This is a genomic window from Bradyrhizobium sp. 930_D9_N1_4 (assembly GCF_052076015.1).
GTDB lineage: Bacteria > Pseudomonadota > Alphaproteobacteria > Rhizobiales > Xanthobacteraceae > Bradyrhizobium.
Window position 1 is genome coordinate 59,030 of the sequence record NZ_CP197236.1, and the last position, 19,539, is coordinate 78,568.

18 protein-coding genes are annotated in these 19,539 nt (G+C 64.1%); 10 read left to right on the plus strand and 8 right to left on the minus strand.

All coding sequences use genetic code 11. From position 1 onward, the window contains the following. Positions 1–396: 396 nt before the first annotated feature. Together pnp and AB7532_RS00255 are read left to right on the plus strand one after the other, a co-directional pair. Complete coding sequence (gene pnp, locus AB7532_RS00250) at positions 397–2,553, plus strand: polyribonucleotide nucleotidyltransferase (RefSeq protein ID WP_441232849.1); 2,157 nt, start codon at positions 397–399, stop codon at positions 2,551–2,553. A gap of 199 nt (positions 2,554–2,752) precedes the next feature. Then, a complete protein-coding gene (locus AB7532_RS00255; protein WP_441232850.1) occupies positions 2,753–3,487 on the plus strand; it encodes a superoxide dismutase in 735 nt (244 codons plus the stop codon). 74 nt (positions 3,488–3,561) lie between these two features. Here the strand turns inward: AB7532_RS00255 and katG are convergent, their stop codons facing one another. Further along, positions 3,562–5,721: a catalase/peroxidase HPI gene (gene katG, locus AB7532_RS00260; protein ID WP_441232851.1), complete on the minus strand. Its 2,160-nt coding sequence runs from the start codon at positions 5,719–5,721 to the stop codon at positions 3,562–3,564. Positions 5,722–5,835: 114 nt separating this feature from the next. Here katG and AB7532_RS00265 point away from each other — a divergent pair, with 114 nt between their 5' ends. From AB7532_RS00265 to AB7532_RS00280, 4 genes are all read left to right on the plus strand, one after another. Further along, on the plus strand, positions 5,836–6,762 hold the full coding sequence (locus tag AB7532_RS00265) for a LysR substrate-binding domain-containing protein (RefSeq protein ID WP_441232852.1): 927 nt from the start codon (positions 5,836–5,838) through the stop codon (positions 6,760–6,762). A 7-nt stretch (positions 6,763–6,769) separates the two neighbouring features. Beyond that, positions 6,770–7,234 carry a GNAT family N-acetyltransferase gene (locus tag AB7532_RS00270; RefSeq protein WP_441232853.1) on the plus strand — a complete coding sequence of 155 codons (465 nt, stop codon included), beginning with the start codon at positions 6,770–6,772 and terminating at the stop codon, positions 7,232–7,234. Positions 7,235–7,326: 92 nt separating this feature from the next. Then, on the plus strand, positions 7,327–8,157 hold the full coding sequence (locus AB7532_RS00275) for a hypothetical protein (protein WP_441232854.1): 831 nt from the start codon (positions 7,327–7,329) through the stop codon (positions 8,155–8,157). A gap of 106 nt (positions 8,158–8,263) precedes the next feature. Continuing rightward, positions 8,264–8,860: a glutathione S-transferase family protein gene (locus AB7532_RS00280; RefSeq protein ID WP_441232855.1), complete on the plus strand. Its 597-nt coding sequence runs from the start codon at positions 8,264–8,266 to the stop codon at positions 8,858–8,860. Between the two features lie 111 nt (positions 8,861–8,971). Here AB7532_RS00280 and fabI read toward each other — a convergent pair whose 3' ends face one another. From fabI to fabA, 4 genes are read right to left on the minus strand one after another with little or no spacing between them, the layout of a single operon-like run. Then, positions 8,972–9,769 (minus strand): enoyl-ACP reductase FabI, encoded by a 798-nt coding sequence (gene fabI, locus AB7532_RS00285; RefSeq protein WP_441232856.1) that lies wholly within the window; start codon positions 9,767–9,769, stop codon positions 8,972–8,974. After that, a complete protein-coding gene (locus AB7532_RS00290; protein WP_441232857.1) occupies positions 9,766–10,122 on the minus strand; it encodes a hypothetical protein in 357 nt (118 codons plus the stop codon). The genes fabI and AB7532_RS00290 overlap by 4 nt, the downstream gene beginning before the upstream one ends. A gap of 8 nt (positions 10,123–10,130) precedes the next feature. Then, a complete protein-coding gene (fabB, locus tag AB7532_RS00295; RefSeq protein WP_028155417.1) occupies positions 10,131–11,354 on the minus strand; it encodes a beta-ketoacyl-ACP synthase I in 1,224 nt (407 codons plus the stop codon). A 40-nt stretch (positions 11,355–11,394) separates the two neighbouring features. After that, a complete protein-coding gene (gene fabA, locus AB7532_RS00300; RefSeq protein ID WP_441232858.1) occupies positions 11,395–11,916 on the minus strand; it encodes a bifunctional 3-hydroxydecanoyl-ACP dehydratase/trans-2-decenoyl-ACP isomerase in 522 nt (173 codons plus the stop codon). A 355-nt stretch (positions 11,917–12,271) separates the two neighbouring features. On the opposite strand from fabA, the gene irrA reads away from it, so the two are divergent. Then, the gene (gene irrA, locus AB7532_RS00305; RefSeq protein WP_247505259.1) at positions 12,272–12,763 is read left to right on the plus strand and encodes an iron response transcriptional regulator IrrA; all 492 of its coding nucleotides are present in this window, start codon (positions 12,272–12,274) and stop codon (positions 12,761–12,763) included. Positions 12,764–12,904: 141 nt separating this feature from the next. On the opposite strand, the gene AB7532_RS00310 is transcribed toward irrA, so the two are convergent. Beyond that, positions 12,905–13,435 carry an SH3 domain-containing protein gene (locus AB7532_RS00310; protein WP_441232859.1) on the minus strand — a complete coding sequence of 177 codons (531 nt, stop codon included), beginning with the start codon at positions 13,433–13,435 and terminating at the stop codon, positions 12,905–12,907. A 321-nt stretch (positions 13,436–13,756) separates the two neighbouring features. On the opposite strand from AB7532_RS00310, the gene AB7532_RS00315 reads away from it, so the two are divergent. Further along, the gene (locus tag AB7532_RS00315; protein ID WP_441232860.1) at positions 13,757–14,758 is read left to right on the plus strand and encodes a 2-hydroxyacid dehydrogenase; all 1,002 of its coding nucleotides are present in this window, start codon (positions 13,757–13,759) and stop codon (positions 14,756–14,758) included. A gap of 141 nt (positions 14,759–14,899) precedes the next feature. Here the strand turns inward: AB7532_RS00315 and AB7532_RS00320 are convergent, their stop codons facing one another. Continuing rightward, complete coding sequence (locus AB7532_RS00320) at positions 14,900–15,811, minus strand: LysR family transcriptional regulator (RefSeq protein WP_441232861.1); 912 nt, start codon at positions 15,809–15,811, stop codon at positions 14,900–14,902. Between the two features lie 118 nt (positions 15,812–15,929). Between AB7532_RS00320 and AB7532_RS00325 the strand changes: the two genes are divergently transcribed. Next, a complete protein-coding gene (locus AB7532_RS00325) occupies positions 15,930–16,937 on the plus strand; it encodes an aldo/keto reductase (RefSeq protein ID WP_441232862.1) in 1,008 nt (335 codons plus the stop codon). Positions 16,938–16,946: 9 nt separating this feature from the next. On the opposite strand, the gene AB7532_RS00330 is transcribed toward AB7532_RS00325, so the two are convergent. Further along, entirely contained in the window at positions 16,947–17,750 is an 804-nt protein-coding gene (locus AB7532_RS00330) for a HesA/MoeB/ThiF family protein (protein WP_441232863.1), read from the minus strand. Positions 17,751–17,998: 248 nt separating this feature from the next. Here AB7532_RS00330 and AB7532_RS00335 point away from each other — a divergent pair, with 248 nt between their 5' ends. After that, a complete protein-coding gene (locus AB7532_RS00335; protein WP_441232864.1) occupies positions 17,999–19,357 on the plus strand; it encodes a serine protease in 1,359 nt (452 codons plus the stop codon). Positions 19,358–19,539: the final 182 nt, after the last annotated feature.

The following is a 19,539-nucleotide window of genomic DNA, read 5'->3' on the forward strand; positions in this document are numbered from 1 at the left end:
TTTTTGATCGAGACTGCGTGCGCGTCGGGTGCGAGCCCAAAGCGCGATTAGAATCGCACTTTGGATTATTGTTTGAGCATGATCTTTTCGGAAAACCGCTTCGCACTTTTCCGGATCATGCTCAGGTGACGGCAAGCATCCGAGGCATGAGGGGCGAAGACCGCAATCCGGTGTTCGCGTTCGTGCCGACTGACAGTCCAGCAGCAATCCGGCGGCTGGGCACAACGGGCAAGGCGCCCGTATGACCCGAAAGGATGGACGCCATCCGAAATCCAAAAACCATGGCAGGATCGCAGGATGCTGATCGCCCGCTTCGATCAGCATCCCGCAATCTTGCGCATGGTTTTTGTTTTTCGAGCCGTCTTTTCTTTCGAGAACCCATGAAAGAAGACCTCTATGTTCAATAAGCATTCCGTCGAGATCGACTGGGGTGGACGCCCCCTCAAGCTCGAAACCGGCAAGATCGCACGCCAGGCCGACGGCGCCGTCGTCGCCACCTACGGCGAGACCGTGGTGCTCGCCACCGTCGTCGCGGCGAAGTCGCCGCGTGAAGGCGTCGACTTCCTGCCGCTGACCGTCGACTACCAGGAGAAGACCTACGCAGCCGGCCGCATTCCCGGCGGCTATTTCAAGCGCGAGGGCCGTCCGACCGAGAAGGAGACGCTGGTCTCCCGCCTGATCGACCGTCCGATCCGTCCGCTGTTCGTCGACGGCTGGCGCAACGAGACCCAGGTGATCGTCACCGTGCTCTCGCACGACATGGAAAATGATCCCGACATCGTCGCGCTGGTGGCTTCGTCTGCCGCGCTGACCCTGTCCGGCGCGCCCTTCAAGGGCCCGATCGGCGCGGCGCGCGTCGGCTTCGCCAATGACGAGTTCATCCTCAACCCGACGCTCGACGAGATGGTCGAGACGCAGCTCGACCTGGTCGTCGCCGGCACCGCCGACGCCGTGCTGATGGTGGAATCGGAAGCCAAGGAGCTGAACGAAGAGATCATGCTCGGCGCGGTGATGTTCGGTCACCGTCACTTCCAGCCGGTGATCAAGGCGATCATCGAGCTCGCCGAGAAGGCCGCCAAGGAGCCGCGCGAAGTCACCGTCATCGACAATTCCGCGCTCGAGAAGGAAATGCTCGGCCTCGTCGAGCAGGAGCTGCGCGCCGCCTACGCCATTCCGGTCAAGCAGGATCGCTACGCCGCGGTCGGCAAGGTCAAGGAAAAGGTGATCGCCCATTACTTCCCCGAAGGGCAGGAGCCGAAATTCGACAAGCTGCGCGTCTCCGGCGTGTTCAAGGAGCTCGAGGCGAAGATCGTTCGCTGGAACATCCTGGACACCGGCAAGCGCATCGACGGTCGCGATAGCAAGACCGTCCGCAACATCGTCGCCGAAGTCGGCGTGCTGCCCCGCGCCCACGGCTCGGCGCTGTTCACCCGCGGCGAGACCCAGGCGCTGGTCGTGACCACGCTCGGCACCGGCGAGGACGAGCAGTACATCGACGCGCTGTCGGGAACGTACAAAGAGACGTTCCTGCTGCACTACAACTTCCCTCCCTACTCGGTCGGCGAGACCGGCCGCCTCGGCGGCACCAAGCGTCGCGAGATCGGCCACGGCAAGCTCGCCTGGCGTGCGATCCACCCGGTGCTGCCGCCGCATCACGAGTTCCCCTACACCACACGCGTGGTGTCGGAGATCACCGAGTCGAACGGTTCGTCCTCGATGGCTTCGGTCTGCGGCGCCTCGCTCGCGCTGATGGATGCCGGCGTGCCGTTGAAGCGGCCGACCGCGGGCATCGCGATGGGCCTGATCCTCGAAGACAAGCGCTTCGCGGTTCTCTCGGACATCCTCGGTGACGAAGATCATCTCGGCGACATGGACTTCAAGGTCGCCGGCACCGAGCAGGGCATCACCTCGCTCCAGATGGACATCAAGATCGAGGGCATCACCGAAGAGATCATGAAGGTCGCGCTCGGTCAGGCCAAGGATGGTCGCATCCACATCCTCGGCGAGATGGCCAAGGCGCTCACCAACGCCCGCGCCGAGCTCGGCGAATATGCGCCGCGCATCGAGACCTTCAAGATCGCCACCGACAAGATCCGTGAAGTGATCGGCACCGGCGGCAAGGTGATCCGCGAGATCGTCGAGAAGACCGGCGCCAAGGTCAACATCGAGGACGACGGCACCGTGAAGGTCGCTTCCAGCGACGGCGAAGCCATGAAGGCCGCGATCAAGTGGATCAAGTCGATCGCTTCCGATCCGGAAGTCGGCCAGATCTATGAAGGCACCGTCGTGAAGGTGATGGAGTTCGGCGCTTTCGTGAACTTCTTCGGCTCCAAGGACGGTCTCGTCCACATCAGCCAGCTCGCTTCGGCGCGCGTGCAGAAGACCTCCGACGTCGTCAAGGAAGGCGACAAGGTCAAGGTCAAGCTGCTCGGCTTCGACGATCGCGGCAAGACCCGCCTTTCGATGAAGGTCGTCGACCAGACCACCGGCGAAGACCTCGAAGGCAAGGGCGGCGAGGGCGAGAAGGCCCCGCGCGAAGCGGCCGGCGAGTAATCGCTCTCACGATGCAGAAACACGAAGGGCGGCCGAGAGGCCGCCCTTTTTGTTTGCGCGCTGTAACCATGCGCGATTCCGCCGCAGCGTCAGAATGCCTTTGGCTGAAACCGGCCATGCGCCGTGACCCGTAACTGAACGCACTGCCCGCGCCGCGTTCCGCCGGCGTCGTCACCCACCTGAAGCGAAGGAAGATCAGATGTCATCGATGTCCAGGCGCCATCTCATGCTGGCCGCCACCGGCATTGCGGCGATCGCCGCCGCCCCGCGCGTGTTCGCGCAAGCCGCAGCGCCGGCCGCAGCAGCGGGTCCGTTCATGCTGCCGCCGTTGACCTATCCGACCGCGGCGCTCGAACCGCATATCGACGCCAAGACGATGGAAATCCACCACGACCGGCATCACCAGGCCTTCATCACCAACCTCAACAATTTCGCAAAGGACAATCCGGGGATTGCCGACAAGCCGCTCAGTGAGGTCCTCGGCAATCTCGCTGCCGTGCCCGACGCGATCCGCACCGGCGTGCGCAACAATTTGGGCGGCCATGCCAATCACACGATGTTCTGGCAGATCATGGGACCGAACGGAGGCAAGCCGGAAGGCGAGGTGCTGGCCGCGATCGACCGCGACCTTGGCGGCGTGGAGAAATTCACGACCGACTTCAACGCCGCCGGCGGACGGGTGTTCGGCTCGGGCTGGGTGTTCGTCACCGTCGACAAGGACGGCAAGCTGGCGATCGAGACGCGCCCGAACCAGGACAATCCGATGATCGACGGCAAGCGCGCCTTGCTCGGCAATGACGTCTGGGAGCACGCCTATTATCTGAATTATCAGAACCGCCGCGCCGATTATCTCAAGGCGTGGTGGAACACGGTGAGCTGGAGCAAGATCAGCGAGCGCTACGCCGCAGCGAAGGCCGGCACGCTCGGGGTGTAGGCACGGGACGTCCGGACGAAAAAAGGGCGGCCGCTCGGCCGCCCTTCCTGTTCGTCGCTTGGTAGACTCCGAGATCAACCCGCGATGTCGTACCGGTCGAGGTTCATCACCTTGGTCCAGGCCTTGGCGAAATCCTGCACGAACTGCTGCTTGGCGTCCGACGAGGCATAGACCTCGGCGAAAGCGCGGAGCTGCGAGTGCGCGCCGAAGATCAGGTCGGAGCGCGTGCCGGTCCACTTCACCGCGTTGGTCTTGCGGTCGCGGGCCTCATAGGTGCCGTCAGCCGCCGGCGTCCACTGCGTGCTCATGTCGAGCAGGTTGGCGAAGTAGTCATTGGAGAGCGTACCCACCTTCGCGGTGAGGACGCCATGCTTCGAACCGTTCGCATTGGCGCCGAGCACACGCAGGCCACCGACGAGCACGGTCAGCTCGGGACCGGACAGCTTCAGAAGCTGCGCGCGATCGACGAGGGCTTCCTCCTGCTGGAGGAACTGATGCCGCTTGCTGATGTAGTTGCGGAAGCCATCGGCGCGCGGCTCCAGCGGAGCAAACGAAGCGGCATCGGTCTGCTCCTGCGAGGCATCCATGCGGCCCGGCGTGAAGCCGACCTTCACATCGACGCCGGCATCCTTCGCGGCCTTCTCGACCGCGGCGGTGCCGCCGAGGACGATCAGGTCGGCGATCGAGACCTTCTTCGCACCTGCGTTGAACTCCTTCTGGATCGCTTCGAGCTTGCCGAGCACCTTGGAGAGCTGAGCCGGCTCGTTCACCTCCCAATCCTTCTGCGGGGCAAGACGGATGCGCGCGCCATTGGCGCCGCCGCGCTTGTCGGAGCGGCGGAACGTCGAGGCCGACGCCCACGCCGTCGAGACCAGCTCGGACACCGAGAGACCCGAGGCCAGGATCTTCGTCTTCAGCGCAGCGATCTCCTGATCGCTGGCCAGCTCGTGATTCACCGCCGGGATCGGATCCTGCCAGATCAGCGTTTCCTTCGGCACCAGCGGGCCGAGATAGCGCTGGATCGGGCCCATGTCGCGATGGGTGAGCTTGAACCAAGCGCGGGCAAAGGCGTCCGCGAACTGATCGGGGTTTTCCAGGAAGCGGCGCGAGATCTTTTCGTAGGCCGGATCCATGCGCAGCGAGAGGTCGGTCGTCAGCATCGTCGGGCGATGCTTCTTCGACTTGTCGAAGGCATCGGGGATGATCGCGTCGGCGCCCTTGGCCGTCCACTGGTTCGCACCACCCGGGCTCTTCGTCAGCTCCCATTCGAAGTTGAAAAGATTCTCGAAGAAGTTGTTGCTCCACTTCGTCGGCGTCGTGGTCCAGGTGACTTCAAGTCCGCTGGTGATGGCATCACCCGAGTGACCCGACGCGTGCTTGCTCTTCCAGCCGAGGCCCTGGTCTTCCAGTGCGCCCGCTTCCGGCTCCGCTCCGACCAGCGACGGATCGCCGGCGCCGTGAGTCTTGCCGAAGGAGTGGCCGCCGGCGATCAGCGCGACGGTCTCTTCGTCGTTCATCGCCATGCGGGCGAAGGTCTGGCGGATGTCCTTGGCCGCGGCGACCGGATCCGGCTTGCCGTTCGGGCCTTCCGGATTGACGTAGATGAGGCCCATCTGCACCGCGCCGAGCGGCTCGGCGAGCTCGCGTTCGCCGCTGTAGCGCTCATCGCCGAGCCAGGTGCCCTCGGGACCCCAATACAGCTCTTCCGGCTCCCAGACGTCGGCGCGGCCGCCGGCGAAACCGAAGGTCTTGAAGCCCATCGATTCCAGCGCGACGTTGCCGGCGAGAACCATCAGGTCGGCCCAGGAAATCTTGCGGCCGTACTTCTGCTTGATCGGCCAGAGCAGGCGACGGGCCTTGTCGAGGTTGGCGTTGTCGGGCCAGCTGTTGAGGGGCGCGAAACGCTGCTGACCGGCACCGGCGCCACCGCGGCCGTCCGTGGTGCGATAGGTGCCCGCGCTGTGCCAGGCCATGCGGATCATGAGGCCGCCATAGTGACCGAAATCGGCGGGCCACCATTCCTGCGAATCCGTCATCAGAGCGGTCAGGTCCTTGATGACCGCGTTGAGATCGAGCGTCTTGAATTCCTTGGCGTAGTCGAAGTCCTTGCCCATCGGATCGGAGAGGCCGGAATTCTTGTGCAGCATCTCGATGCTGAGCTGTGTCGGCCACCAGTCGTGGTTCGCCGGCGCGCGTTTTCCACCCGAAAACGGGCACTTCGAAGAGTCGTCCATGAATACCTCCTCTGGTGGCGTCGAACTCGCGCCTTTGACCAGGTAGAACCACTCTAAGCGTCCCACTCCATCAGGGGAAGTTGACTTTAATGATCGCTGCGATAGGATTTTCTGATGGCCAACGTAACAATGCGCCAGCTCCGGTATTTCGACGCGCTGGCGCGTCACGGCCATTTCGGCCGTGCGGCCGAGGCGAGTTCCATCTCGCAACCGGCCTTGTCGATGCAGATCAAGGAGTTGGAGGAGGCGCTCGGCGGCTTGCTGCTGGAGCGCAGTGCCCGGCAGGTCGCCCTGACCCGGTTCGGCGAAGACCTGGCGCCACGCGTCCGCGACATCCTGCGCTCGGTCGATGAACTCGGCGATTTCGCCCGCGCCTCGCAGGACCGTTTCTCGGGCCGCCTGCGCATCGGCATGATTCCGACGATCGCGCCCTATCTCCTGCCCACGATCACCAAGAATCTCACGCGCATGCATCCGGAGCTCGACATCCGGGTGCGCGAGACGATGACGCCGCGGCTGATCCAGGAGCTGGTGGAAGGCCGGCTCGATACCGCCATCGTCGCGCTGCCGGTGTCCGAACCGTCGCTCACCGAGGTCGCGCTGTTCGACGAGAAGTTTTTGCTGGTGCGGCCGGGCTCCGATGAGGGCACACCGGCACCATCGCGCGAGATGATGCGGGAGATGCGGCTGTTGCTGCTCGAAGAGGGGCACTGCTTCCGCGATCAGGCGCTGTCGTTCTGCAACATGCAGTCGGCGCCGCCACGCGAGATGCTGGACGCGAATTCACTGTCGACGCTGGTCCAGATGGTCAGCGCCGGCATCGGCGTGACTCTCATTCCGGAAATGGCCGTGCCGGTGGAGACGCGCTCCGCCTCGGTTTCGCTGGCGCGCTTCCGCGATCCCGAGCCGTCGCGCACCATCGGCATGGTCTGGCGCAAAACGAGTCCGCTGGCGCGTCAGCTCCTGCAAATTTCAGAAGTGGTGTGCCTGTCGGCCGGCAAGGTGCGCGCGAAACAATCGTTGCGCAGCCAGCCGGCCTGAGCTCCCGATGTCTCAGCCGATGATCCGCCCTGCCCGTGCCGACGAATATGACGAGGTCGGCCGCGTCTGGATGGAGAGCTGGGTCTCGAGCGGGCTCGGTGACGCCAGCGGCTTCCTGCTCGCCAATTTACGTGCACGCATAAGGCGCGAGATCGCGGACGGCTGGAGTCTGTTCGTCGTCGACGACAACGGCACCATCGCCGCGATGCTGGCGCTGCATCTGCCAAAGCTCTATCTCGACATGCTGTTCGTCGGGCCCGCCTATCAGGGGCGATCGCTCGGACGACAACTCCTCGCCTTCACGCGCACGCAGATGCCCGACGAGATGTACCTGCGTTGCGTCCGCGAAAACGAAAAGGCCTGGCGCTGGTACGAGCGCGAGGGGTTTGTGTTCGAGAAGGAAGAGATCGAGCCGTCGAACGGATTCATGATGAAGTATTATCGATGGAAGCGGCAGCGGCCGACCGGATAGACGGTGAGCTCCGGGTGCATCTTGCGGTTGTCGCACGGCCAACCTAGTGTGATGCGTCCGCTGTCCTCCTGCCCCTGATCCCCTTGGAATTCATGTTTCGATTTGCTGCTTCGGCGCTCGTCCTGCTGTGCTTTCTGGCACCAGCAGCGGCACAAACCCCTCCCGCAACCACCACTCAGACTCCAGCACCGGCAAAGCCGGCTGTCAAAAAGGCAGCGCCGAAAGCCAAACCGGCTGCGAAGCAGCCGGTCGCGATCGAGAGCGGGCCGTGCCGGCTCGGCGTGATCTCAGTGATCGGAGACCGCTACGCCGTACAGAAATTCGGCCTCACGATCTTCGAGAACGAGGCAAGCGAGGTCCCGATCGACTGGGGACTCGATGACCTCGTCTTCTCGCACGTGCGCGCGGCAACGGGCAACGATCCCACGGTGCGCAGGATTGCCTATCCCAAGGGCGTCTTCGAGCCGTTCTATCATCCGAAAACGATCCTCATCCGGGATCCCGGAGAGCGCCTGCCGACGATTGTGCGTAGCTTCACGACGAATGCGAACTGCGATCGCTATCTCGTCGCAACCACGTACAAGGCGGAGCTGCCGAACACGCACATGACGTTGAACGGCATAGGCACCTACAATCAGGGTCTCGGCGGCATCCTTCGGCACTCGCATCTTTTCGCCAATATTGCGATTACGCTGGTCGACGGTCGAAGCTACGAGGAGATCAAGCGCCCCTTTGTGAATTTCGGCGCCAACTTCGCTGCGGGTCTGCGACTGACCGAAGACCCACTCAACAAGCTCGACAACTCGCTATTTCCCGACCCACCCGCGGCAGCTTCCGCCAGCGCGGCGCTGCGCGAGAGGACGCGCGCGCTCATCACCGACAGGCTCGACCGGGGTCTGCCGGGCTATCTCAAGGAAGACTGAGCGGAGTTCGGACGGTTTGTTCCGAGGCATCAAGCGTTGCGTCTTCGATGCAGACACGTCATGAATCTGGTCCGGCCCGCCTCGTGCCAATGAAAGGTCCGCTCCCATGATCAAGCTCTATTGGTCGCGCCGCTCGCGCTCGTTCACGACGCTCTGGCTGATGGAGGAGAGCGGCCTGCCCTATGAGCGCGTGCTGACCGACATCTCGACCGGCGCGCAGAAAGCGCCGGATTATCTGAAGGTCAATCCGATGGGCAAGGTGCCAGCGCTCGCCGACGGCGATGCCGCGCTCGGCGAAGCTGCCGCGATCTGCGCCTATATCGCCGATCGCTATCCCGAGACCAAGCTAGCGCCTGACGTGACCGATCCGCGCCGCGCGCGCTATCTGCAATGGCTGTTTTTCTCGCCGGGCTGCATCGAGCCGGCCATCATCCAGATCTTCACCAAGATCGAGATCCCGACCTCGACCGCCGCCTGGGGCAGCGCGACGCAGGTCTTCGACGTGCTGGAGGCTGCGCTCGAGAAGGGACCGTGGATTCTCGGCGATGAATTCTCGGCCGCCGACATCACGATCGGATCGGGGATAAATTTTGCCGTGCGGCGATTCAAGATGGTGCCGTCGCGGCCCGCCTTCGACGCTTATCTTGAACGTTGCATGGCGCGGCCGGCGTTCCAGCGCGCGGAAACAATCGCGGCAGGTTAAGCCAGCTCTCGTAGGGTGGGCAAAGCGAAGCGTGCCCACGATCTGGTCGCGATTATTGGGAGCTGGTGGGCACGTCGCTTGCGCTCCTTTGCCCACTCTACGGAGTCTTAGCTATTCCGTCTTCAAATCGTCCGGCCTCGGCATAAGGACGATGTTGTAGCCGGAATCGACATAATGAATCTCGCCGGTCACGCCGCCGGAGAGATCCGACAACAGATACAGCGCCGAGCCGCCGAGCTCGTCGAGCGTGACGCCGCGGCGGAGCGGCGAATGCTTCTGCATGTAGGCGAACATCGCGCGCGCCTCGCCGATGCCGGAGCCGGCGAGCGTGCGGATGGGACCGGCGGAGATCGCGTTGACGCGGATGCCGCGCGGGCCGAAATCGGAGGCGAGATAGCGCACCGAGGCTTCCAGCGCCGCCTTGGCCACGCCCATCACGTTGTAATTCGGCATCGACCGCTCCGAGGCGCCGAAGGTCAGCGTGATCATGCTGCCGCCGTCGCTCATTAGCTCGGCGGCGCGTTTTGCCACTTCCGTGAACGAGAAGCAGGAGATCACCATGGTGCGCGAAAAATTCTCGCGGCTGGTGTCGGCGTAGCGGCCCTTCAGCTCGTTCTTGTCGGCAAAGCCGATAGCGTGGATGACGAAATCGAGCTTGCCCCATTTTTCGCGGAGCACGTCGAAGGTGGCATCGACGCTGGCGATGTCCTCGACGTCGCAAGGCAGCACCAGCTCGACGCCGAGTTGCTCCGCCAGCGGCTTGACGCGCTTGCCGAGCGCCTCGCCCTGGAAGGTGAAGGCCAGCTCGGCACCATGGGCATGCAGCGTCTTCGCCATGCCCCAGGCGATCGAATGATCATTGGCGATGCCCATGATCAGACCGCGCTTGCCCTTCATCAACAAAGTCATGTGGTGGATTCCATCAGTCGGAAAGATCCAGCTTCAACTTCGATGGTTCCGCCAAACAGGCAGACCACGAGAATTTCCGTATCGGCCGTGAATTCCATGCGTAACAGGTCGATGTTTCCGCTGGATCGATTCTTGAGAAGCCGCCCGATGTCGCCGCTCATGACGAAACGCGAGACGTTCGTTCCAATGCAGTGATATCGGCGGCGCTGGGAGAATCTGTCGTTATCCGGATACAGATCGACGACAAGGTTGAATTCCTGCTGGCCCTCCGCAAATCCCGAAAGTCGAAGGTCAACGAGAACCCCGTCGTGCCAGTTGATCTCATATGGCCCATCATCCGTCGGGGCCGGCAAGGCAGAACTCACACGTCCAGCCGGCTGAACACCAGCGTGGCGTTGGTGCCGCCGAAGCCGAAGGAGTTCGACAGCACGGTGCCGATTTTGACGTTGTCGATGCGCTTGCGCACGATAGGCATGTCGGCGAACACGGGATCGAGCTCCTGGATGTGCGCGCTCTCGCAGATGAAGCCGTTGTTCATCATCAGCAGCGAGTAGATCGCCTCCTGCACACCGGTTGCGCCGAGCGAGTGACCGGTCAGCGCCTTGGTCGCCGAGATCGGCGGGCATTTCTCCCCGGCACCGAACACGCGGCGGAGCGCGTCGATCTCCGGCGGATCGCCGGCCGGTGTCGAGGTCGCGTGCGGATTGATGTAGTCGACCTTGGTCTTCACCGTCGACATCGCCATGCGCATGCAGCGCTCGGCGCCTTCACCCGACGGTGCGACCATGTCGTAGCCGTCCGAGGTGGCGCCGTAGCCGACGATCTCGCCGTAGATGCGCGCGCCGCGCGCCTTGGCATGCTCGAGCTCTTCCAGCACCAGCACACCGGCGCCGCCGGCGATGACGAAGCCGTCGCGGTTGACGTCGTAGGGACGCGAGGCGGTGGCGGGCGTGTCGTTGTACTTTGACGACATCGCACCCATCGCGTCGAACAGCACCGAGAGCGACCAGTCGAGCTCCTCGCAGCCGCCGGCGAAGATGACGTCCTGCTTGCCGATCTGGATCGTCTCATAGGCATTGCCGACGCAGTGGTTCGAGGTCGCGCAGGCCGAGGAGATCGAATAGTTCACGCCCTTGATCTTGAACCAGGTCGCGAGCGTCGCCGACGCCGTGGACGACATCGCCTTCGGCACTGCAAACGGCCCGACGCGCTTCGGTCCCTTGGTACGGGTGATGTCGGCGGACTCGACGATGGTGCGGGCGGACGGGCCGCCGGAGCCCATGATGATGCCGGTGCGGATGTTGGAGACTTCGTCAGGCGACAGACCGGAATCCTGGATCGCCTGCTCCATCGCGATGTGATTCCACCCGGCACCCTGGCCGAGGAAGCGCATTGCACGGCGGTCGACGACCGTCGCAGGATCGATCGTCGGCGCACCTTGCACCTGCGAACGGAAGCCGAGCTCGGCATATTTTTCAGCCCGCGAAATGCCCGACTTCGCCTCGTGGAGGCTCGCAAGCACTTCCTGGGTGTTGTTTCCGATGGAGGAGACGATGCCCATCCCGGTGACCACAACCCGCCTCATGACAGCCTCGCCTTAATCGTTGTCTTCGTGGTGATGCCGCTCAGCCCAGGCTCGTGCCCTGCTTGAACAGGCCGACCTTCAGATCCTTCGCGCGATAGATAATCTGGTCATCGACCGAAAGCCATCCATCGGCGATCCCGAGCACGAGCTTTGAACGCATCACGCGCTTGATATCGACGTTGTACACAACCTTGCGGGCCTCAGGCAGCACCTGACCGCTGAACTTCAATTCGTTCAGGCCAAGCGCGCGGCCGCGACCTTCGCCTCCGGTCCAGCCCAGAAAAAAGCCGACCATTTGCCACAGCGCATCGAGGCCGAGGCAGCCGGGCATGACGGGGTCGTTCTTGAAGTGGCAGCCGAAGAACCAGAGGTCCGGCTTCACGTCGAGCTCGGCGCGCACCACACCCTTGCCGTACTCGCCGCCATTGTCGTTGATCTCGGTGATGCGGTCGAACATCAGCATCGGCGGCAGCGGCAGCTGGGCATTGCCCGGGCCGAACATCTCGCCGCGGCCACAGGCCAGCAGATCTTCATATTCGTAACCGTTGCGCCTGTTCAGCATGCGGAAGCCTCTGTTCTAACCCCGATTGAGCGGCGTTTCTGGCAAAATTGGGCCCCGTTCTGTTCGGAAAGCAACGCCTTTTGCGGTCGTCAGCAGGCGCGAATGCCGAGAGTCCGGATGGACGTGCGAACCCGGCCTCAATGCCCGGCCGCGCCAAAATGGCTAATCGGAACCGCGGGCTCTCTAACACAGGCATTTCGGGTGGCAAAGCGATCTCATGAAGGTAAAATGACCAGGTGCTCGCCCGGTTCCAAGTCTGATTAGAACCTCTCTAGTTGCGAGAAACTTGCATCTACATCTATCTGTCCATATATTGCAGATAGATACAGTGTCCACGCGTGCCCGAAATCTGGAAATGAGCGAGAATACAGCGCATCATCACGACGACGACGCCCATACCGCGGCCCTCCTGTCCGGCCGCCAGCCGGCCCTGACCGGCTGCCCGTGGCACGACGTCAACGAAATGCTCCAGTCCGCCGGTCTCCGCCCGACGCGCCAGCGCATGGCTCTCGGGTGGCTGCTGTTCGGCAAGGGCGCGCGCCACCTCACGGCTGAAATGCTCTACGAGGAAGCGACCTTGGCCAAGGTGCCGGTGTCGCTGGCGACCGTCTATAACACGCTGAACCAGCTGACCGATGCCGGCCTGCTGCGTCAGGTCAGCGTCGACGGCACCAAGACCTATTTCGACACCAACGTCACCACCCATCACCACTACTACCTCGAGAACAGCCATGAGCTGGTCGACATCGAGGATCCGCATCTGGCGCTGTCCAAGATGCCGGAGGTGCCGGAGGGTTACGAGATCGCCCGCATCGACATGGTCGTGCGCCTGCGCAAGAAGCGCTGAGATCGCACGTTGGCGTCATCCCCGCGAACGCGGGGATCCATACCGCGTGATCCCTCAATGAGGCACGCTGGCTGACACCTTCCAAAACAACCAGACCCTGTGGTTATGGGTCCCCGCGTTCGCGGGGACGACAGAAACGCGTCAGTTGACCGGCTCGTCGGCGTAGACACCCCACAGGCGTTCCTGCTGGATCCAGCCGTCGAACCCGTTGCCGGTGACGCGGCACCAGTTTGCGGTGCACTTCTTCACTTGGGTGACAACGCCAACCTGGAGTTTTGCTGCAACCGCGCTGTCTGCGTCGGCACGATCGTAGATCGGCGCGAGGTCGTCCTTGTGCTTCATGGTGACGACCGCGGTCCGGCGGCCCGACAGCAGCGAATGATAAACCCAGCCCTCGGCGCCCTCGGAATCGCGCACCCGGCGCCAGTTCTCGAACTCGGCGGTGATTTCGACCGGCAGGCCTGACCGGGTGTAGACCCAGGCCACGTCATTGTCCTTGGTCGGACCGGCGCGGACGTTCACGTGATCCGATTTGAGGCTGACATAGCGCGGCACCGGCAGGCCGCTGGCGGTCTGGGGGGTACTGTCCTTCGCCGAATGCGAGGGGCTGACCGAGGCGCTCAACCAGGTGCACACGAGCGCCATCACCGAACAAAAACGCCCCAACGCCATCAACCCGTCTCCTGTGGAGGATCCCAAGCCGGATCCTCACCCCGAATTCCAAAACCCGCCGCGACAACCCCTTTCCCGCCCCACGCGGGTGTTCCGCCAAGCAAAACCCGTGGTTCTTGTCTTGGCCCGGCCTTCTGCTAGAGAGGACGGACTTCTGAACAACCAGTTTGCCCGATTTTCCGGCCGGAAATGTCGGGAGAGCTTGAAGGAAACGCCGGGGAAGACACGGCAAAGGGCAGTGTCGAACAACCGGGTTAATGAGGCCTCAACGGCCGGCCTTTGGCGACAGAGGCGGCCTGCAATGCCTCATGAGGGCAGGACATGACGGTGAAGAAAAAGCCCCTCGTCGTGGTGACGCGCAAGCTGCCGGACTCGATCGAGACCCGGATGCGCGAGCTGTTCGACGCGCGGATCAATCTCGAGGACACGCCGCTGTCGGCCGAGCAGATCGCCGAAGCCGCGCGCACGGCCGACATCCTGGTTCCGACCGTCACCGACCACATCACCGCCGATATCGTCAACCAGCCCGACTGCAAGCTGAAGCTGATCGCGAATTTCGGCAACGGCGTCGACAATATCGACGTCGAGGCGGCGCATGCCCGTGGCATCACCGTCACCAACACGCCGAAGGTTCTGACCGAAGACACCGCCGACATGACCATGGCGCTGATCCTGGCCGTGCCGCGGCGGATGATCGAAGGCGCGTCGATCCTGACCGAAGGAAAACCGTGGGCGGGCTGGTCACCGACCTGGATGCTCGGCCACCGCATCGGCGGCAAACGCCTCGGCATCATCGGCATGGGCCGCATCGGCCAGGCGGTCGCGCGCCGCGCCCGCGCCTTCGGCCTCCAGATCCACTATCACAACCGCCGTCCGGTCGCCCCGAAGATCGCCGAAGAGCTCGGCGCGACCTATTGGGAAAGCCTCGACCAGATGCTGGCGCGGATGGACATCATCTCGGTGAATTGTCCGCACACGCCCGCGACCTATCACCTGCTCTCCGCGCGGCGGTTGAAGCTGATCCGCAAGGACGCCTATATCGTCAACACCGCGCGCGGCGAGGTCACCGACGAGGACACGCTGATCAAGCTGATCGAAGGCGGCGAGATCGGCGGCGCCGGCCTCGACGTCTACGAGCACGAGCCGGCGGTGAATCCGAAGCTGGTGCGGCTCGCCAAAGCCGGCAAGGTGACGCTGCTGCCGCATATGGGCTCGGCCACGATCGAAGGCCGCGTCGAGATGGGCGAGAAGGTCATCATCAACATCCGCACCTTCCTCGACGCCCACAAGCCGCCGGATCGCGTGCTGCCGAGCATGCTCTGAGTTCTCAATTTAACTGCGTGACAAGCCCTCCACCCTCATCCTGAGGAGACCGCGCAGCGGTCGTCTCGAAGGATGGCCATCGGCGAGAGCCGGGCCTTTCATGGTTCGAGACGGCGCTTCGCGCCTCCTCACCATGAGGGTCTAGGTTCGCGATGTGCTTCGCTTGCGCCAGTCCGCAACGAAATCGATGAACGCCCGCAGCGCTGGCGGCGTCTGCCGCCGGCTTGGATAGTACAGGAACGGTCCGGGAAACGACTCGCACCAGTCTTCCATCAAGCTGACCAGCGCGCCGGATTTCACGGCTTCACCGACATAGCCGTCGAGGCTTGCCCAGATGCCCGCGCCGGCGAGCGCGGCGTGCATGGCAAGATTCATATTGGTCGAGATCAGTTTGGCCGGCGGATCGACCTTCACGACCTGGCCGGCTTTCTCGAACTCCAGGTCATGCATGACGCCGCTCGAATAGCGCGCGCGGATGCAATCGTGATCGAGCAGATCCTTCGGATGCCGGGGCTTGCCGCGGCGCGCGATGTAATCCGGCGAGGCGACCACGACATAGCGCTGCGGGCCGCTCAGCGGAATCGCCACCATGTCCTGCGCGAGATGCTCGCCATAGCGCACGCCGGCATCGTAGCCCCCGCTCACAATGTCGACGAAACCGCTCTCGGAGACGATATCGAGATCGACCTGCGGATAGGCACCAAGGAACGGCCCGACCATGGGCGCCAGCACGAGATCCACCGCCGGCGGCGGCGCGTTGATGCGGAGGCGGCCCGAGGCGACCTCGCGCAGGCCGCGGACCTGATCCAGGGCGTCGCCGACATCGCGCAGGGCCGGGGCGATCCGCGACAGCAGGAGCTCACCCGCCTCGGTCAGGGCGACGCTGCGGGTGGTGCGGTTCATCAGGCGGACGCCGAGGCGCTCCTCCAGGTCCCGTAGCCGCTGGCTAAGGCTCGACACCGACACCCGAATTTCGATCGCCGCCCGCCGAAAATTGCGGGTGCGGGCCACCGCCACGAAGACGTCGAGATCGCGCAGATCGGGTTCAGCCATTGTTCGTTAATGTGAACAAGTCATTCTGGATTGTCCAGCTTATCGGCGTAATCAGCCGAGCGCATATCTGGCCTCGTCACGCGGCGCAATCAGCCTGCCGCTTTTGAGGAGAGCCATCATGGAACAGCGCAAACTCGGTTCGACCGGCCCGGCCGTCTCCGCCCTAGGCCTCGGCTGCATGGGCATGTCGGAGGTCTACGGCCACGCGGATCGCGGCGAGGCCATCGCCACGGTGCATGCGGCGCTCGATGCCGGCATCACCCTGATCGACACCGGCGACTTCTACGCCATGGGTCACAACGAGATGCTGGTGCGGGACGCGCTCAAGGATGTGCCGCGCGACAATGTGCAGATCAGCGTGAAGTACGGCGCGCTGCGCGGTCCGGCCGGCGAGTTCGCGGGCATCGACACGCGGCCGGCCGCGACCAGGAACTTCCTCGCTTATTCGCTGCAGCGTCTCGACACCGACTATGTCGACGTCTATCGCCCGGCGCGTCTCGACCCGAACGTTCCCATCGAGGAGACCATCGGCGGCCTCGCCGATCTCGTGAAGGCTGGCTATATCAGGCATATCGGCCTGTCCGAGGTCGGCTCCGACACCATCCGCCGCGCGCATGCGGTACATCCGATTGCCGATCTCCAGATCGAGTACTCGCTGATCGAGCGCGGCGTCGAGCGCGACATTCTCGACACCTGCCGCGAGCTCGGCATCGGCATCACCGCCTACGGCGTGCTGGCGCGCGGCCTGATCAGCGGCCATTGGTCGAAGGACAGCGGCAAGGCCGGCCGCGACTACCGGTTGATGACGCCGCGCTTCCAGGGCGCAAATCTCGACACCAATCTTGCACTGGTGGAGCAGCTCCGCGCGATCGCCACAGAGATCGGCGCGACGCCGGCGCAGGTCGCGATCGCCTGGGTGGCGGCACAGGACAAGGCGATCGTGCCGCTGGTCGGCGCCCGCACCCGCAACCGTCTCACCGAAGCACTCGGCGCAACGAAGGTGAATCTGACGCAGGCTCATCTGGCAGCGCTGGCAAAAGCCTTCCCGCGCGATGTGGCCGCCGGCACGCGCTACGCCGCCGAGCAGATGGCGCATCTCGACAGCGAGAAACCGGCCACGGCCTAACGGCAGCAATCAGGTGCGATGGGCGCTGAGGTCGGTGATCACAGGCCCGTCGCCATTGAGCGGATTGGCCGGATCGCGCGCGTAACGCAGCGTCTCGAAGCGCATCGCGCGCGCATCGATCATCAGGAGACGGCCGACGAGGCCCTCGCCGAAGCCGACGATCTCGCGGATCGCCTCCAGCGCCATCATCGAGCCCATCACGCCCGCCAGCGCGCCCATCACGCCGGCCTCGGCGCAGGCCGGCACCGTGCCGGGCGGCGGCGCTTCCGGAAACAGGCAGCGATAGGTCGGATTGAATTCGCCCTGCTCGTTCTTGTCATGCGCGCGGATGGTGGTGAGCGAGCCGTCGAAGGTGCCGAGCGCCGCGGTGATCAGCGGCCGCTTCGCGAAGAAGCACGCGTCAGAGACGAGATAACGCGTCGAGAAATTGTCGGAACCATCGAGCACGAGATCGTAGTCGCCGATCAGGCTGAGCGCGTTGTCGGCATTGAGCCAGGTGGCGTGGCCGACGAAGCGGACATGCGGATTGAGCGCCGAGATCCGCTCGGCCGCGCTCTCGACCTTGTGCCGGCCGATATCGGGCGTGGTGTGGATGACCTGGCGCTGGAGGTTGGACAGCGACACCAGATCGTCATCGACCACGCCGAGCGTGCCGATGCCGGCGGCGGCCAGATACATCAGCGCGGGTGCGCCGAGCCCACCGGCGCCGATCACCAGCACGGAAGCCCGCTTCAGCGCAGCCTGGCCGGGGCCACCGACATCGCGCAGCACGATATGGCGGGCATAGCGTTCGAGTTCGTCCGGGCTCAGCATCGTCGTACGTCACTCCTGCTACGCCCTCGCCCCAACTCCTCATGGTGAGGAGCGCGGAACGCGCGTCTCGAACCATGCAGGCCCGGCTCTCGCCCGTGGCCATCCTTCGAGACGCAGCCTTCCGGCCGCTCCTCAGGATGAGGATCTGAGTTCGAGGCTTCTATGCCACCTGAACCACCCCAATAGTGTTCGCGACCAACGAGATGTGCTTGAATGGCAGCACGTTCAATGGGCTGGCTGGATTTGTCATGAGATCGATGCTTGCGGCAACACTGATGTTTGCGGCTGCCACGGCTGCGAACGCCCAGATGACGACGCCACCGATCCCCGGCACCAAGCCGAAGGTCGTCCAGACCGTTCCGATCAAGCCGCCCGCGCTTCAGACGCCGTCGGAGACGGCAGACGGCATGACGCAAGGAGAGCGGCTGGCGCTCCAGTCCGACCTCGCCTGGGTCGGCCAGTACAACGGCGCCATCACCGGCGACGTCAGCACGCGGATGGTCGAGGCCATCAAGGAATACCAGAAGCTCAAGGGCGGCAAGCCGACCGGCGTGCTCAATCCGCAGGAGCGCGCCGCGCTCGCCGAGACCGCGCGGCGCAAGCAGGACAGCGTCGGCTGGAAGATCGTGACCGAGATGACCAGCGGCGCGCGGCTCGGTATTCCCGGCAAGCTCGTGCCGCAGCAGGCGACCGACGCCAGCGGCTCGAAATGGACCTCGCCGACCGGCACGGTGCAGGTGGTGCTCAGCCGACGCAAGGAGGCAGGCCCGACCACGGCAAAGCTCGCGGACGCGGAGAAGAAGGAGCCGAACCGCAAGGTCGACTACACCGTGGTGAAGCCCGACTTCTTCGTGCTTTCAGGGTTACAGGGCCTGAAGAAATTCTACGTGCGCGGCACGTTCAAGGGCGACGAAGTCCGCATCATGACGATCCTCTATGACCAGGCGACCGAGAACACGGTCGAGCCCGTCGTGATCGCGATGTCGAGCGCGTTCAATGCGTTTCCGACGGGGCCGCAGGCCGGACCGCCGCCGCGCAAGACCGTCGAATACGGCACCGGCATCGTCGTCAGCGACGACGGCGCGATCGTCACCGACCGCCTCGTCACCGACAGCTGCCTCGCCATCACGATCGCCGGCTATGGCAGCGCCGACCGTCTCGCCGAGGACAAGGAACACGATCTCGCGCTGCTGCACATCTACGGCGCACGCGGCCTGAAGCCGCTCAGCCTCGCAGGCGGCGCGGCAAAGACGAACGTCGATGTCGTCGGCATCGCCGATCCCCAAAGCCAGGGCGGCGCGGCGGGCATCTCAAACCTCAAGGGCGCACTGGCGCCGGTCACGTCAAGCGATTCCGCGCTGTCACCACCACCGGCGGTCGGATTTTCCGGCGGTCCGGCGATCGATGGCGACGGCAAGTTCGCCGGCGTCGCGCTGCTCAAGCCGACGATGGTCGCGGGCCCCGCCACATCGGTACCGGCGTCGCAGGCGGTGATGGTCTCGGCGGAAACCGTGCGCGATTTCCTGAAGGCGAAGGGCGTTGCGGCGAACGGCACGTCGACCGATGCGAAGGCGGCGGTCGTCCGCGTGATCTGCGTGCGGAAGTAGACGCCGCACAGAAAGTGCGCCCCCTCGCCCGCTTGCGGGAGAGGGTTGGGGAGAGGGTGTCTCCCCAACGAGACACTCCCCAAGAGGAAAGAACCCTCACCCGGCGCACGGGGCGCGCCGACCTCTCCCGCAAGCGGGAGAGGTTAGACCGAGCCCGCAGCTGGTTGCTCGCGCTCCATTTC

Excerpts from the sequence above, each read along its gene's own strand:
- pnp (WP_441232849.1), top strand. The coding sequence starts at position 397 with ATGTTCAATAAGCATTCCGTCGAGATCGACTGGGGTGGACGCCCCCTC.
- AB7532_RS00255 (WP_441232850.1), top strand. The coding sequence starts at position 2,753 with ATGTCATCGATGTCCAGGCGCCATCTCATGCTGGCCGCCACCGGCATT.
- katG (WP_441232851.1), bottom strand. The coding sequence starts at position 5,721 with ATGGACGACTCTTCGAAGTGCCCGTTTTCGGGTGGAAAACGCGCGCCG.
- AB7532_RS00265 (WP_441232852.1), top strand. The coding sequence starts at position 5,836 with ATGGCCAACGTAACAATGCGCCAGCTCCGGTATTTCGACGCGCTGGCG.
- AB7532_RS00270 (WP_441232853.1), top strand. The coding sequence starts at position 6,770 with ATGTCTCAGCCGATGATCCGCCCTGCCCGTGCCGACGAATATGACGAG.
- AB7532_RS00275 (WP_441232854.1), top strand. The coding sequence starts at position 7,327 with ATGTTTCGATTTGCTGCTTCGGCGCTCGTCCTGCTGTGCTTTCTGGCA.
- AB7532_RS00280 (WP_441232855.1), top strand. The coding sequence starts at position 8,264 with ATGATCAAGCTCTATTGGTCGCGCCGCTCGCGCTCGTTCACGACGCTC.
- fabI (WP_441232856.1), bottom strand. The coding sequence starts at position 9,769 with ATGACTTTGTTGATGAAGGGCAAGCGCGGTCTGATCATGGGCATCGCC.
- fabB (WP_028155417.1), bottom strand. The coding sequence starts at position 11,354 with ATGAGGCGGGTTGTGGTCACCGGGATGGGCATCGTCTCCTCCATCGGA.
- fabA (WP_441232858.1), bottom strand. The coding sequence starts at position 11,916 with ATGCTGAACAGGCGCAACGGTTACGAATATGAAGATCTGCTGGCCTGT.
- irrA (WP_247505259.1), top strand. The coding sequence starts at position 12,272 with ATGAGCGAGAATACAGCGCATCATCACGACGACGACGCCCATACCGCG.
- AB7532_RS00310 (WP_441232859.1), bottom strand. The coding sequence starts at position 13,435 with ATGGCGTTGGGGCGTTTTTGTTCGGTGATGGCGCTCGTGTGCACCTGG.
- AB7532_RS00315 (WP_441232860.1), top strand. The coding sequence starts at position 13,757 with ATGACGGTGAAGAAAAAGCCCCTCGTCGTGGTGACGCGCAAGCTGCCG.
- AB7532_RS00320 (WP_441232861.1), bottom strand. The coding sequence starts at position 15,811 with ATGGCTGAACCCGATCTGCGCGATCTCGACGTCTTCGTGGCGGTGGCC.
- AB7532_RS00325 (WP_441232862.1), top strand. The coding sequence starts at position 15,930 with ATGGAACAGCGCAAACTCGGTTCGACCGGCCCGGCCGTCTCCGCCCTA.
- AB7532_RS00330 (WP_441232863.1), bottom strand. The coding sequence starts at position 17,750 with ATGCTGAGCCCGGACGAACTCGAACGCTATGCCCGCCATATCGTGCTG.
- AB7532_RS00335 (WP_441232864.1), top strand. The coding sequence starts at position 17,999 with ATGAGATCGATGCTTGCGGCAACACTGATGTTTGCGGCTGCCACGGCT.